We start from the raw sequence: 15,040 nt of genomic DNA, 5'->3' as shown, positions 1-15,040 counted from the left end.
TTGATGACGACGCCTTATATAGCGATTCACCATATAAGGCGTCATTTTGTTATTCACTCAGCACTCATTTAGACACTCAATCAATCACTAAAGGAGCCTTATTATCTCTCACTACGACTTACAATTAGATCCACAGATGCGTATCGCCTTCATCGGTGGCGGAAACATGGCTAAAGCCATCATTGCAGGCTTACTGAAACATGGTCATAACGGTCAAAATATCTTGGTATGCGCGCCGACCCAAGCGACCCGCAACGGTATTGTCGATCAATTTAATGTACGAGTACATCAAGATAATAGCGCTGCGGTTGCCTTCGCCGATGTGATCATTATTGCAGTAAAGCCCTTTGTCGTACCTTTAGTGTGCGAAGACATTGCGCCAATGATGTCGGCACTAAGCGAAGATAAATTGGTTATCTCGATTGCGGCTGGGGTTAAACATGCCACTATCAGCAAAAAGTTGGGACATTCTAACCGTGTTATCTGCTCTATGCCGAATCTGCCAACGGCAATCGGTAAAGGCTTAACGGGTATGTATACAGCAACACAAACTGATGAGTTAGATATCAAGATAGCCGACGCGCTAATGAACGCCGTAGGTGATACTGTGTGGCTTAAAGATGAAAAGCAGATGTCGACCATTGTCGCCACTGCGGGGAGCTCGCCAGCTTACTTCTTCCTGTTTTTAGAAGCAATGGAAAAGGCGGCAATAAACCAAGGTCTGCCAAAACAAACCGCAACCAAAGCAGTTTTGCAAAGTGCTATGGGAGCGATATCGATGGCGGCGAGTAGTCAACTGGACTTTGCATCACTGCGACGCCAAGTCACCTCGCCCAAAGGCACTACAGAGCAAGCGATATTAGCGTTTCAGCATGGTGAACTCGACGAATTAGTCGCCAATGCAATGGACTCGGCGGCAGACCGAGCAAGAGAGCTATCTTTAGGTTAACTAGCTTAATCAAACTAGCCTAGCCTAATCGACAAGAGCGCAGCCATATTGGCTGCGCTCTTTTTATCTATCTTGCTACGCTTATCTCGTTACCTACACGCTAGAGTGGTCTCAAGCTAAACCCAATTTCAACTTAGATTGGCTAACTCATCAAGCAACTCAAAAGCCTTAGCTTCATCACCCGCTATTTCCCCCAAGGATTATTTGGATCTTGAGATGGCGCGGGACGTTTACTGCCTGAGCGCTTGTTTTGCGCATAGCTATCTTGAGCGCGAGACTTATCTTTACCAAATTTAGGACGGCCATTATTTTTCTTCATCGCTTCATAATCAGCTGTCGCTTTAGCTCGCATTTCAGCAATCAACTCAACGGTCAACTCTTGTGGTTTACGCGGCACAATCCCATCTGCAAAACCACGCTCACGCGGCTTTAACTCAAACTGCGCCGCACTACCTTTAGGCATACGCTTAAAACGATAAAGGTAGAAGCTTTCCACCCGCTCTCTGGCCCACTCGGTTTTTTTCAGAAACTTAACACTAGCTTCCATCGTCGGATTAAGATTAAAACACTCTAAACGCAATGCGGCGTAGAGTATTTTCCAATCGTAAAAATCGACTAACTCGGTAACCATGGCCTCTAAACCTAAGCCATGTAATGGGTTATTTTGTTGCAATTCAATCATGGGAGTTCCGGCTACCGCACATGCGGTATTTACTGTATTCAATAGAACGCTTAAGGCAAATAATGAGTAGCGATCATTGAGACTTAACTATTCGATTGGGTTAACGACCAAATCAATAAGCTATAACCTATCAACGTCAGTCGCACTATTTAAACGCTCTATCGCTTAGCGCTGTGATTGGTTAATAATAACAATAAATCCCGCTTTTCACCCAACCTATTTCACTGTTCACCTCAACTAATACCAATCAATATCAAGATCTGAACGCTCAACGACTAGCAAAGAAATACAAACAGGGATACTCCCTCAAAGGTTACAAGATGAAACATTGAACGCATCATTTTGATAGCGACTAATTAAAATAAAAACACCAATGAATTTATCTAGTACTGATTATAGCGTCGCTAAAAATAGGTTCGATCAGAATAGTCATAAAGCCAATCGGGGCGGTATACCACCATAAATGTCACCGCCATACCATTAAGTAGCGCCTCTGGAAACGCCAGTAGCGGAATCAATAATAGATAATTATCCGATAAGTAACTCCAATCATATTCGCTACTCACCCAGAGCCAAACCGACCAAGGCAGCATGTGGAATAAAATCGACAAAAAGCCATTCATAAATGCACCGCAAAAGATGTAAATAAATAAATGATGCGGCAGGTATTTGAATACTTGACTATAAACCACATAGCAAAGAAATAACGGTATCGAGACGGCAACTAATCCATAAACAGCAAAATCAAACGGCTGCTTGAGAACGAAGGTAGCGAAAAACAGCACAGGTAATAGCGCAATAAAAGTGGCTATACGCCATCCAAACATCAACATTAACGTCACTAAACCTAAAAAGTGTAGATGGATACCCACTGTAATACTGGCATTTATTAACCACAACGCATTGATCGCAAATGCCGTCAGCAGTAAACGCGACTGCAGGGCTTTATCGTGAAGCAAGGCCTTCATCTCTTCGCTCGGCCAAATAGCCCATAACCATGTCAAAAGCAGCCCGATTGCGAGTAATTGGCCACTCGTTATACCCCAATCGATTTCGTTTAAGCGTTGTAATAAAAAATCGCTCATGAATTAATTCCAATCTTCATACTAAGCAGTGCCAAAGATATTTGTCTTAACCTAAAACGTACCACACAGCTGAATGTTAGCAATAACTTACATTCTACGATTAATAAGCTATCGCACTCCGCTTAATGTTTAACTCAATCGTTGTAGTAATACCAATGAGTATAAAGATGTGATCGTTCAGCGACGATTTAGCACTAAAGGTTAGCGCTGATGAGGCAAGGCCTTTAATTGCGCCTCAGTAACAACCATGCGTTATCCTCCCCCTACATCCATATAGTCGTGCCCGAATTCAACTCCGAAGTGCGACATTCGCCGCATCAGGCCTCCGAGGATAGAGGAAATATCTTAAGTATGCAGAACACGCTGAGTTGAGCACTTTCTGATACTGATTGGTGTAACAATAGGAACAAAGTTTCCATCAGTTGTATGGGGACAGCTGCGTCAATAACGCTATCGGATTAATACTAAGATACCAAATGCTTGGAAGATGAGTGCGATGATTGAGATTGAGATTAAATTGAAGGGGGTTACCTAAGAAATGATAAAACTGGCACGGCATAATTAATCAAATTGTCTTTGAACGAATTAACGTACCAGTTGGCATATAGGTGATGCGTTAACGATATTATTATTAATTAACAATAAGATACCGAGTTAAACTCGCTTAACGCAATTTGAAAAAAACATTTTATTTAATGTTATCTAACAATCCTTTACCAGCTTTTTTAGCGTGCTTTTCATTGCGCTTTTCTTTAGCGGATTTTAAAGGCTGTTTTTTGCTTTCTTTACCGTTTCTGTGCTCTTTACTCATTTTTTGCTCCAGTGTTTACTGGGGCATCTTAGCCTGGGCTAACCGATAAAAGCTTAGTCATTTTAACGAGCGTTTGATGTCCTGAAGTAAACTAATTTTACTTACTCATTATGCAATACACGTGTTTACCACAAACTTTTAATTTAACTGATAAAATTGGTATGAGTTTGGTGTCCTATCAAAGTGCTTAGACTCCTCCATATTAACACTTATTATTTAAAATAAGCCCATATATTCATTAGAATAATTAACGCTAACTCTAGAACGCGATAGACTATACAAGTCTAAAAAATCAATGGCAATTCAGAGTGCATGACGATGGCAAATCAACCCATGTAGCAACACAAGCGCAGTAAGCATACACCTCTATCTCTCACCGTTGACGACGCTTAAGGTTATCGTCGACTAACTTGGCTGATACGAGTCTCACTTTTCAGCCTAAAGCACACTAATGCAGCGATCTTTACACTTCTTTAATTGAACCCTTAATTGATATTAATTATCATTCGCGACCATTAGTTTGACAAATGTTGACAAGCAGCACAGATAAAAATCTCCCTATCCAAACTGCAACCACTCATTTGTTACTCCATATCTTCAATCGCAATTAACTTCGATATATTGAGAACATCAAGATGAATCTAGTCCCTGCATTAAAGTGGTTCCATAACTGGGTAGGCTTTTTTGTTAGCATTGCCATGCTAATCGCGCTCACTAGCGGCGTTTATTTAGGGAGCGTTGATATAATCAAACGCCTAAATGATCATGGGCAAGAATATCAACCACTGTCTATCGCTCAGAAAGCCAATACTGTCGAAACGTTGTTCGCGCGTTATCCAGAGATGAGTACGGTGCGCTTTCCTACCGAACACACACCATTTGTACAGGCGGCCACCCGCGGTAAATCAATTGTTTTTGATAATGATCTTAATGAGCTGGCGATAAGACAATCATCCGATATTCCGATGTTTAGCACGATATTTTGGTTACATCGTCATTTTTTAATGGGTGATTTTGGTAAATACCTTAATGCTTGGGCTTCACTCACGGGCGGTGTCATTACCTTAATCGGCGTCTACCTGTGGTGGCGTGTTCGCAAGGGATTTAGATTCAAGCAGACGCTCCCCAAAAACACTCGCTCGAGTAGCTTATTAAAAAGCCATATTCAATTGGGACTTTTTATTTCTATTCCACTGTTTATTTTATGTATTAGTGGTTTTCTAATCACCTACAAGGGCTTGTGGATTAGCGCACTAAAGCAGCAGTCTATTGATGATATTAGTTATCCTGTTAGCCAATCGAGTAACTGGCTAAGCCAGCTCAGCACCGCACAAAACCTATGGCCTGACTCACAACTGGTTGCGGTAAGTAAGCCGCGTGTTAATCCTAAAGAAAAAGCGTTACCAACAGAATTAAACTACAGCATAGGTTTTGATAGCCACAGTGATGTTTGGCTTAGAGAAGCCGACAAAATCACAATGAACTTTGAGCAAGGTGTTATCCAGTCGGCTTTAAAACACCGTGATAGACCACTATCGGGCCGAATTGCTAGCTTCGTTCGGCCATTACATGACGCTCTGAACATGCCATTAAGCTATGTGATACTCATCACCTTTGTCTCTACCATTGGCGCGATAATATTCCTATTTACCTTAGTCACTTTTTATCGGCGAACCTTTAAGAAAAAAACAACGGCAAAACGATAAACGTTACGCTCACAAGCACAGTCATCAAATAGCAGCAATTACGCTGCTATTTTTTCAAAGCAACTTAAGACCTTGCATAAATTAAAACTCAACGATCAAGCTGAATGATTTTGTGTGACGGGGCTGTCAATGCTAACAATTGATCCACTTCAAGTTTGAACCATAACGCCACAGGAAATGCTTGAAATTCGCTCAAGAGTTAGCTTTACTTGTATTGTAACGGTACGGTTTATTAACTATCTAATTACAAGGAGTTTTTATGTTAGGAGAAGATCACTCTCTTATAAATGAGTTTCCAGAGCACCAAGCAACCATAGTAAAATTATCCAAAGCTGATCCCAACTTTGCTGATGCAGCCAAGCAATACAATGCTCTCGATAAAGAGATTCGAGAACTAGAACTGAATGGTGCACCTATCGACGATGAAGCCATGAATCAACTTAAACACGACAGAGCAGAATTAAAAGACGCACTGTATATACGTTTAACTCAATAATGTGACACCCATGATGAACCGATCCACAGGGGCTAGTTAATGCACCCTAAGCCCCTGTCCTATTTATAAAAATCATTACTTTTACTGGCATGTTCTAGTCTAGACAGTCATACTCAAAACAAGCAGCCAAAGTCCTATCAATGATATTTATCGCTGTTTATAAGGGGTTCCCATGTTAGTCACGTTCAAAAGCGATAACTACGCTAATATCACCTTGTTTGGTGACGTCGCCAAATCACTGTTAAAAATAATGGGCCATAGCGGCTCTGTCCCCGGTGCATTTAGGACTGAAGATGTGCCCGCTGCATTAGAGAAGTTATCTCACGCGGTTGCAATAGAATCTCCACCGCCTACACAAGCGTCAAGTGATGACGATGAGGAAAGCGAACAGTATATAAGTTTACGGCATCGTGCCCTGCCCCTTATTGAGTTGTTGGAATCGGCTAAAAATAGTCAATCAAACGTGATGTGGGAGTAAATGACTAACAACAAATAGACTAATTAACCTTTGTTTGAGAGTTCGACTTTTTCTGTCAGCAGAATCAACTAGCACTATTGTCAATAATATTTTGACAATGATTCTTCTATTAGCCTGTTTTATCTCAAACCCGTTAGTCCTATTATCTGCGAGTATGGTTGACTCACAGTATTAACGGCAAATATAGGAATGCAGAGGGACGGGCTGACGAGAGTGGCAAACATCATTGCCAAAAACAGATCAAATTGATCACGTCAAAGCCGAACCAATTAAACTCATTGACACCACACGCAAAGAAGAGGGCTGTATAAACAACGACCTTCATCAAGATCAGAATAATCCAGCACACTTTATTTTTATGAAAACTGGACATAGAGTGGACATTTGCAAACACATTTAGCCAGTAGCCATATCACCGACTATATCGCTGCAACCTAAGGCTGTGTTGAACAGTTCACCCTAAATGAAATGACACAAATCGCTAAATCATTTGCCAATGCTAGCTCATTGACAAGCTTACTCAATTAAATGGAAAAATTATGACTCACCCTATTATTACCGACTTAAAAAATCGCTACACAGCCAAAAGATACGATGCATCAAGACGAATCCCTCAAACCGATCTCGATGTCATTTACGAAGCGATGCGCCTATCTGCATCATCAATTAACTCACAACCATGGAAATTTATTGTTATTGAAAGCGACGCAGCAAAACAACGCATGCATGATACTTTTGCTAATAAATTTCAGTTCAATCAGCCTCATATAAAATCGGCATCACACATCATCTTATTCGCGTACAACCCAGCTTATACTCGTGATGATTACGCCAAAGTGGTCGATAAAGGCATCGCTGATGGCCGTATTAAGCCAGAAGACAGAGAGCAGGCTTTTGGCGGGTTTGCCTTTGCAGAACTCAATACCGATAAAAATGGTAACACCTCGACTTGGACAAAATCACAAACCTATTTAGCCTTAGGCAATACCATGCATACTTTAGCAAGACTAGGCATTGACTCCACTCCAATGGAAGGGGTCGATAGTGAGTTAATTGGCGAAATATTCAAAGAGGAGTTGAACGGGTTTATCTGTGAAGTAGGCTTAGCGATTGGCTATCATCACAGTGAAGAAGATTATAATGCTAGCTTGCCAAAATCTCGTTTAGCAGCTGAAGATGTGCTCACCGTTTTATAAAAGGCAATACCGATGCCATTAATTAATCTATCAGATTAATCCCCCTCTCAAAAACAGAGTGAAATCACTCTGTTTTTGTCTGCATTGAACCCAGCCCACGCTCGACATCATAAAAATTAGCATAACTCACTGATTAACATTTAATAGATCCATTTTTAGGAATGTCGCGATTTCAGTACAGCTTTCTTCAGAAAAATCGAATACAGCAAGGTAACACAGTATGAGCCTAGCATCAGATGTGAACTTAATAACACTTGGAAAATGGTGTTTCATAAGAGTTCCTTCTTGAGCTCTTATTCAATCTTAACATTACTGGAATTTGCATGATTCGATGGGCTTAAACTGATTGGCACTTGTGGATGGCTCCCCCACTCAGCCCATGAGCCATCATATAACACAGCTTTAACGTGGCCGGATGCGACTGAGGCTAATATTAATATGCATGCGGTGATCCCAGAGCCACAGCTAAAGATACGTTCAAAAGTTTGTTCATTATCTTGCCATTTAAACAACTCCTGAAGCGCTTCAACCTCTTTTAGCTTGTAGCCGTCGAGGACCTGAGCAAAAGGCAAATTGATCGAGCCGGGAATATGACCGCTACGTACATTCGCTCGCGGTTCAGCGACCTCACCATTAAAACGAGCAGCACCTCTGGCATCAAAGACTTGCACATCATTAGCATCGAATCGAGAGAGCATATAGGTCATGTCACACACAAGCCCATGTTGATACTCAGCTTGAAAATTACCGTGAGGCGACTTTTCATATTGATGATACTCATCGACCGTCATGCGCTCTTCGCTAAGCCACTGAGGCAGTCCACCATCGAGCACAAACACCCTATCAAAACCCATTAGCTTAAACATCCACCATGCACGGGGAGATGAGTAGATACCTTGGTTATCATAGATCACAACAGTACTGTCAACGTCGATATCTAAATGCGCTATCCCTTGATTAAATTGCGCGGCGGTAGGCATTGCATGAATTTGAGTTGAGGATAAATCACAAAACACGTTTTCTAAATCACACTTTTGCGCCCTAGGAATGGCAACAAATTTATCATAGACAATAGGCTCTTTACCTATCACTGTGTCCATGCTGGCATCAAGCACTATCACATTTGCATCAAACAAATTTGCTTCTAGCCACGCGGTACTCACTAAAGGATATTCCATCGTTACTCCAAACGGGCTTTCGCCAGTTGACAGTTTATTATCCATTGGGAACATAAACGAAGACACTTATAAACTACAAGAAAAATATCCCTGCTTCCGAGCACTGAACATGACCAAAATCAAGCCAATAAACAAAAAAGCCCTTGAACCATAGGTTAAAGGGCTTTTTCACGCTAAGACTTGAAATAAGGATAAATCGTAAAAAAAATCAACTGATAATGATTTGAAATATTGCGCGACTTAAACCTTAAAGCGCTATCCAAGTCGCTTTAATCTCTGTGTATTTATCGAAAGCATGCAGTGACTTATCGCGACCGTTGCCCGATTGCTTATAACCGCCGAATGGCGCGGTCATATCGCCACCGTCGTAATGATTGATCCATACCATGCCACTGCGTAGCGCCTTAGCTGTTTTATGGGCTTTACTAATATCAGAGGTCCAGACTCCAGCAGCCAAACCGTAAATGGTATCGTTAGCGATATGTATCGCCTCATCCATTCCGTCAAAAGTGATAACCGATAATACTGGGCCGAAGATCTCTTCTTTAGCAATGGTCATCTCATTTTTCACATTTGAGAAGATCGTCGGTTCGACATAAACACCGCCAGACTCAGCCATCACTTGCTGGCCACCTTGTACCAAACTGGCCCCCTCAGCAACACCAGCGCGAATATAGCCCAGTACATTATCTAGCTGCTGCTGATCGACTACCGCGCCACAAGTTGTGGCAGGATCAAGCGGATGACCAGGCTGCCATGCTTGCATCTCAGCTTCGATAAGCTTAATAAGCTCATCTTTAACCCCAGCTTCCACCAATAAACGAGAACCAGCTGTACATACTTCTCCTTGGTTGAATGCGATGGCTGACGCCGCCGCAACGGCGGCTTGTTGAAGATCTGGCGCATCATTAAACACGATATTAGGGCTTTTACCACCAGCCTCTAACCAAACGCGCTTCATGTTGGATTCACCCGCATAAATCATCAACTGCTTGGCAATTTTAGTCGAGCCAGTAAACACTAAGGTATCGACATCCATATGCAGTGCTAACGCTTTCCCCACGGTGTGACCAAAACCAGGCAAGACATTTAATACGCCCTTTGGAAGCCCAGCTTCAATGGCAATCTGTGCCATACGAATAGCGGTTAACGGAGACTTTTCAGAAGGTTTTAACACCACACTGTTACCCGTTGCGAGTGCAGGGCCTAACTTCCAACACGCCATAAGCAGAGGGAAATTCCAAGGCACAATCGCCGCAACAACACCTACTGGCTCACGAGTGATCATTCCTATCTCGTTATGAGCGGTTGGTGCAATCTCATCATATATTTTATCGACAGCTTCACCAGACCAACGTATCGCGCGAGCCGCGCCAGCCACATCAACACTACCTGAATAACGTATGGGTTTCCCCATATCGAGTGTCTCTAACAACGCCAGCTCATCTTGGTTCTGCTCTAATAATTCAGCAAAACGAATCATCACCTGCTTACGTTTAACTGGCGCCATCTGAGACCAATCACCACGTTCAAATACTTCACGCGCATTAACGACGGCAATATTGGCGTCTGCAAGATCGCAGCTAGCGACCTTGGCCAACACTTTTCCATCGATTGGACTCACACAATCGAAGGTTTCACCAGACACTGCCGCGCAGTATTCACCATTGATAAATGCTTGACCATTAATAGAAAGCGAATCTGCCATTTGCTGCCATTGTTCACGACTTTGGGGAGTACTCATTCTGACCTCTTAACGGGTGATAAATAATCTTTACAGTTAATAATAACCATTTGCGCGCCACCGAGCCGAACGCATGGTGAAGCAATTGTTGCCCTAGATTACGCCTTTCCCTATTTAAATTTCAATATTTTTTACAAAAAGTTATTTTTTGCTATAAATAATGAACAAATTGCTTTCATGTTCATTATTTCTGACATAGCATAGCGAATATCGACCACTTACAAAAACAACAATGAATCTGAACCAGGGTAGATGATATGGAAGACTTTAAGAAGACTGGGCAAACAAAAGTAGGTTCACTCGACCACTATTGGATGCCATTTACCGCCAATAGACAGTTTAAACAAAGCCCGCGGTTACTGGCACAAGCTGAAGGTATGTATTACAAGGATGTCGATGGACGCCCAGTATTAGATGCCACCGCAGGTCTTTGGTGCTGTAATGCTGGACACGGACGTAAAGCAATCTCAGAGGCGGTAAGCAAGCAGATCCATGAGATGGATTATGCGCCCTCGTTTCAAATGGGTCACCCATTAGCCTTTCAACTCGCTGAGCGTCTAGCCGACATCGCCCCTAAAGGCATCAATAAGGTGTTCTTTACCAACTCTGGTTCTGAATCGGTAGACACGGCATTAAAAATTGCACTCAATTATCATCGTGCTCGTGGTGAAGCCACGCGTACCCGCTTTATTGGTCGAGAGCTTGGTTATCATGGTGTGGGATTTGGCGGCATATCTGTCGGAGGAATCGGTGGAAATCGTCGCACTTTCAGCCAGCAGTTACTGCAAGGTGTAGACCATCTTCCTCATACCTTAGACATTAACACCAATGCGTTTTGCAAAGGCCTACCCGAAACGGGCGCCGAAAAAGCAGAGGTACTTGAACAGCTAGTCCTGCTTCATGGCGCCGAAAATATTGCTGCAGTGATCGTCGAACCAATGTCGGGGTCTGCTGGGGTAATTTTACCACCACAAGGTTACCTAAAAAGATTAAGAGAGATCACCCAGAAACACGGCATTCTACTCATCTTTGATGAAGTTATCACAGGATTTGGTCGTCTGGGCGCCGCCTTCGCGAGTGAGCGTTGGGATGTAAAACCAGACATGATCACAACAGCCAAAGCGCTCAACAACGGCACCATTCCAATGGGTGCAGTGCTTATCGACGATGCCATCTACGATGCCAGTATGGATGCGCCAGAGGGCGCAATAGAACTGTTCCATGGTTATACCTATTCAGGGCATCCTGTGGCTGCGGCTGCTGCATTAGCCACGCTGGATATCTACAAAGAAGAGCAGCTATTTGAACGCAGTAAATCCCTTGAAGATTACTTCGAAAAAGCCGTTCATAGCTTAAAAGGCTTACCCAACATTATCGATATTCGTAATACAGGGTTAGTCGCTGGTATTCAGTTCGCGCCCAGTGACAAAGGCATTGGCAAGCGTGGATTTGGTATTTTCGAGACCTGTTTTAAGCACGGCACATTAGTGCGTGCAACGGGTGACATTATCGCGCTTTCGCCACCACTTATCGTCGACAAACAACAAATTGACCATGTGGTTAACACCTTGAGCGATGCGGTTAAAGCCGTAGGCTAAATCAACCTCACACACCTAATTAAATACTTAATCATCTTTGGCAGGAATAAGAAGCGTTATGCAGCAGATAAACCACTACATCAATGGCCAACACTCAGGAAATAGCGAGCGCAGCAGTGCTGTATTTGAACCGGCGACAGGCGAACAAAAAGCGAATGTTTCCTTAGCCAGTGCAGCAGAGGTCGCAGAGGCAATTGAGTTAGCGAAAAAGGCTCACGGGACCTGGTCTCAAATGACACCACTGAACCGCTCACGGATCCTATTTAAATTTAAGGCGTTGGTTGAAGCAAACATGGATGAGCTAGCGGCAATGATCACCCGTGAACACGGTAAAGTGCTTGATGACGCCAAAGGTGAAATCATTCGCGGCCTAGAGGTCGTCGAGTTTGCTTGTGGCATCCCACACTTACTAAAAGGCGAGCACACAGAGCAGGTAGGCGGCGGCGTCGATGCATGGACGCTTAATCAGTCTCTCGGTGTTGTCGCAGGTATCGCACCATTTAACTTCCCAGTCATGGTGCCCATGTGGATGTTCCCCATTGCCATTGCAGCGGGTAACACCTTTATCATGAAGCCTTCAGAAAAAGACCCAAGCTCAGTGATGCGTATGGCGGAACTGCTGACAGAAGCCGGGTTACCTGATGGTGTATTTAATGTGGTTAACGGTGACAAAGAAGCTGTCGATACCCTACTGAGCCATAAAGATGTGCAAGCTGTTAGTTTCGTTGGTTCGACGCCTATCGCCCAATATATCTATGAAACCGCTTCTAAGCATGGCAAGCGAGTTCAAGCATTAGGCGGTGCCAAGAATCATATGCTGCTAATGCCAGACGCGGATCTGGACCAGGCCGTTAGTGCACTTATGGGTGCTGCTTACGGCAGCGCAGGTGAACGCTGTATGGCTATATCTGTAGTATTAGCCGTAGGTGATGCTGGCGATGCCTTGATTGAAAAACTGTTACCTCAAATCCAGGCGTTACGGGTTGGTAATGGTCTAGAGTCCGATATGGATATGGGGCCACTAATCTCCAAGCAACATCTGGATAAAGTGCGTGGATATGTCGATATTGGTGTTGCCGAAGGTGCCACACTGCTTGCTGATGGTCGCCAGTTAAGTGTTGCTGATCATGAACAAGGTTACTTCCTTGGCGGCTGCTTATTTGACAACGTGACGCCAGAGATGACGATTTACAAGGAAGAGATCTTTGGTCCTGTACTAGCGATAGTGCGCGTCAAAGACTACAGCGAAGCCCTACAACTGATCAATGATCACGAGTTTGGCAACGGTACCGCTATTTTCACCCAAAGCGGTGAAGCCGCTCGTCATTTCTGCCACCACGTACAGGTAGGTATGGTTGGGGTGAATGTGCCTATCCCAGTGCCAATGGCGTTCCACAGTTTCGGTGGTTGGAAGCGGTCCTTGTTTGGTCCCCTGCATATGCACGGTCCCGATGGCGTGCGTTTTTACACTAAACGCAAAGCGATCACCGCTCGCTGGCCAAAATCCAAAGATGCTCAGGCAGAATTTGTTATGCCAACAATGAAATAAACGGATAACAAAATTACAGAAAAGGTGTCGTTCTTTCTGCACCTTTATATGTAAAAATATTAAAGTTGGAGCAATGATGAGTTTAAATGTCGATGCCATTATCAATTTTGGTCAACACCAAGTTGAGACTGAATATTACGATGTAGCTAAAGAGAAAGTGATCTCAGGCGATCCGAAACAACAGCTAGATAATCACTACTCGAGCCCTTGTGATCAATTCCATGCAGGTGTTTGGCAAGGCGAAAAAGGCAGTTGGAAAATCAACTATACCGAACATGAATATTGCGAGATCTTAGCCGGGACTAGCGAGATAACCGATAGTTCAGGAAACAGCATCACTGTGAGTAAGGGTGACCGATTCGTCATTCCTGCCGGGTTTTCAGGTGTATGGAAAGTGATCCAACAGTGTAGAAAAATTTACGTCATTTTTGAACAGAAATAACCGAGTTCGATTTTGAGTAATCGCCATGTAGTCTCAGCAAAGTCAGCTGTTGTTTGGCTAAATTTAGTATTTTTTAATATTTAAAAATACTGATTTCAACCAAGTGAAATGGAGAAACCACCGTGTATAAAAAATTTAATAAAAAACGGATTGCCCAAGTTACTGGCTTAGCCTTATCCGCAGCGCTAATAGCACCTATCGCCCAAGCTGAAGTTTCTGGCGAAATAGGTGTAACTAACGACTACCGCTTCCGCGGTGTCTCACAGACCGCAGGTGAATTTGCCGTACAAGCTGGTATCGATTACAGCATGGAAAATGGTTTTTTTGTCGGCGCATGGGGAAGTAATGTCGATTTTGATGATCCAGAAGATGAAAATGGCGCCAACATTGAGATTGATTTGTATGTAGGCTACGCCGGCGCTATCGGCGAAGAAGTAGAATATGACGTCACACTACTTTATTACACTTATCCAGGTGATGATGTATCTCAAGACTACCTGGAGGGTACGATTGGTTTCTATTTTGCCGATCTCCATGCAGCATATTGGTATACCAATGACTACGGTGGAAGCGATCTTGATTACCATTACACAGAGCTAAACTACTCATGGGGATTTGCTGAAAATTGGAGCTTAGATCTCCATGTAGGTTATAACTTCGGTGATGCACCAGAAGATGATATGGGTACCTATGTTGATTACTCTATCGGTGTTTCAACAGAAGTTGCAGGTGTAGGATTATCAGTTGCTTGGTTAGACAATGACATCGATAGCGAATATCAGTTCGATGCCGGTAGTTTCCGTAACGATAGCACTTTCTTAGTATCGGCTTCGTACGCTTTCTAAATCTCCGCTCCGTTTACATCGTTATTATCGACACACTAAAAACCGCCATGATTGGCGGTTTTTTATTTCAAGTTCAAACTCTCACCGCGGTGAATCCGCTCAGCTAACATGCGCCAATAGTTAACCAGTTGCTGATGCGCCTCAGCACGCTCGGGAAAGGTTTGTGATAAACCTTGCAAAATATCAGCTTGCTGATGACAGAGCTTTTCCCAGCGACGGGCATTAGAGAGGTGCATAGCGTTTTTCCTTAACCGATTAAACTCCTTCGAAGAGTATAGCTA

At 43.3% G+C, this 15,040-nt stretch carries 15 protein-coding genes; 9 read left to right on the top strand and 6 right to left on the bottom strand.

Going from position 1 to position 15,040, the window contains the following annotated elements; genetic code table 11:
- Positions 1-136: 136 nt before the first annotated feature.
- Positions 137-949, top strand: a complete 813-nt coding sequence (proC, locus tag K0I62_RS04450; protein ID WP_220070318.1) for a pyrroline-5-carboxylate reductase — start codon at positions 137-139, stop codon at positions 947-949.
- 184 nt (positions 950-1,133) lie between these two features.
- Here the strand turns inward: proC and K0I62_RS04445 are convergent, their stop codons facing one another.
- The 3 genes from K0I62_RS04445 to K0I62_RS19205 all read right to left on the bottom strand — a co-directional run bounded on the left by K0I62_RS04445 (position 1,134) and on the right by K0I62_RS19205 (position 3,527).
- Positions 1,134-1,631: a VF530 family protein gene (locus tag K0I62_RS04445; protein ID WP_220071278.1), complete on the bottom strand. Its 498-nt coding sequence runs from the start codon at positions 1,629-1,631 to the stop codon at positions 1,134-1,136.
- A 404-nt stretch (positions 1,632-2,035) separates the two neighbouring features.
- Complete coding sequence (locus tag K0I62_RS04440; protein ID WP_220070317.1) at positions 2,036-2,716, bottom strand: energy-coupling factor ABC transporter permease; 681 nt, start codon at positions 2,714-2,716, stop codon at positions 2,036-2,038.
- A 688-nt stretch (positions 2,717-3,404) separates the two neighbouring features.
- Positions 3,405-3,527 (bottom strand): hypothetical protein, encoded by a 123-nt coding sequence (locus K0I62_RS19205; protein ID WP_258405084.1) that lies wholly within the window; start codon positions 3,525-3,527, stop codon positions 3,405-3,407.
- 635 nt (positions 3,528-4,162) lie between these two features.
- Here K0I62_RS19205 and K0I62_RS04435 point away from each other — a divergent pair.
- The 4 genes from K0I62_RS04435 (at position 4,163) to K0I62_RS04420 (ending at position 7,403) form a co-directional block, all read left to right on the top strand.
- Positions 4,163-5,233 (top strand): PepSY-associated TM helix domain-containing protein, encoded by a 1,071-nt coding sequence (locus tag K0I62_RS04435; protein WP_220070316.1) that lies wholly within the window; start codon positions 4,163-4,165, stop codon positions 5,231-5,233.
- A gap of 259 nt (positions 5,234-5,492) precedes the next feature.
- A complete protein-coding gene (locus K0I62_RS04430; RefSeq protein WP_220070315.1) occupies positions 5,493-5,729 on the top strand; it encodes an HP1242/YdcH family protein in 237 nt (78 codons plus the stop codon).
- Positions 5,730-5,901: 172 nt separating this feature from the next.
- On the top strand, positions 5,902-6,207 hold the full coding sequence (locus tag K0I62_RS04425; RefSeq protein WP_220070314.1) for a DUF1840 domain-containing protein: 306 nt from the start codon (positions 5,902-5,904) through the stop codon (positions 6,205-6,207).
- A 539-nt stretch (positions 6,208-6,746) separates the two neighbouring features.
- Entirely contained in the window at positions 6,747-7,403 is a 657-nt protein-coding gene (locus K0I62_RS04420; RefSeq protein WP_220070313.1) for a nitroreductase family protein, read from the top strand.
- A gap of 293 nt (positions 7,404-7,696) precedes the next feature.
- Here the strand turns inward: K0I62_RS04420 and K0I62_RS04415 are convergent, their stop codons facing one another.
- Both K0I62_RS04415 and K0I62_RS04410 read right to left on the bottom strand, forming a co-directional pair.
- Positions 7,697-8,581: a sulfurtransferase gene (locus K0I62_RS04415; RefSeq protein ID WP_220070312.1), complete on the bottom strand. Its 885-nt coding sequence runs from the start codon at positions 8,579-8,581 to the stop codon at positions 7,697-7,699.
- Positions 8,582-8,828: 247 nt separating this feature from the next.
- A complete protein-coding gene (locus K0I62_RS04410; protein ID WP_220070311.1) occupies positions 8,829-10,325 on the bottom strand; it encodes an aldehyde dehydrogenase in 1,497 nt (498 codons plus the stop codon).
- A 257-nt stretch (positions 10,326-10,582) separates the two neighbouring features.
- Here K0I62_RS04410 and aptA point away from each other — a divergent pair, with 257 nt between their 5' ends.
- From aptA to K0I62_RS04390, 4 genes are all read left to right on the top strand, one after another.
- Positions 10,583-11,923 carry an omega-aminotransferase AptA gene (gene aptA, locus K0I62_RS04405; RefSeq protein WP_220070310.1) on the top strand — a complete coding sequence of 447 codons (1,341 nt, stop codon included), beginning with the start codon at positions 10,583-10,585 and terminating at the stop codon, positions 11,921-11,923.
- Between the two features lie 58 nt (positions 11,924-11,981).
- Entirely contained in the window at positions 11,982-13,472 is a 1,491-nt protein-coding gene (locus K0I62_RS04400) for a CoA-acylating methylmalonate-semialdehyde dehydrogenase (protein WP_220070309.1), read from the top strand.
- Between the two features lie 76 nt (positions 13,473-13,548).
- Entirely contained in the window at positions 13,549-13,914 is a 366-nt protein-coding gene (locus K0I62_RS04395; protein ID WP_220071277.1) for a cupin domain-containing protein, read from the top strand.
- Positions 13,915-14,036: 122 nt separating this feature from the next.
- Positions 14,037-14,759, top strand: a complete 723-nt coding sequence (locus tag K0I62_RS04390) for a TorF family putative porin (protein WP_220070308.1) — start codon at positions 14,037-14,039, stop codon at positions 14,757-14,759.
- Between the two features lie 62 nt (positions 14,760-14,821).
- On the opposite strand, the gene K0I62_RS04385 is transcribed toward K0I62_RS04390, so the two are convergent.
- Positions 14,822-14,995, bottom strand: a complete 174-nt coding sequence (locus K0I62_RS04385) for a hypothetical protein (RefSeq protein WP_220070307.1) — start codon at positions 14,993-14,995, stop codon at positions 14,822-14,824.
- Positions 14,996-15,040: the final 45 nt, after the last annotated feature.

The organism is Shewanella psychrotolerans, assembly GCF_019457595.1.
Classification (GTDB): domain Bacteria; phylum Pseudomonadota; class Gammaproteobacteria; order Enterobacterales; family Shewanellaceae; genus Shewanella; species Shewanella psychrotolerans.
Note: the sequence above shows the minus strand (reverse complement) of the source record. Positions and strands in the feature narration are given on the sequence as shown.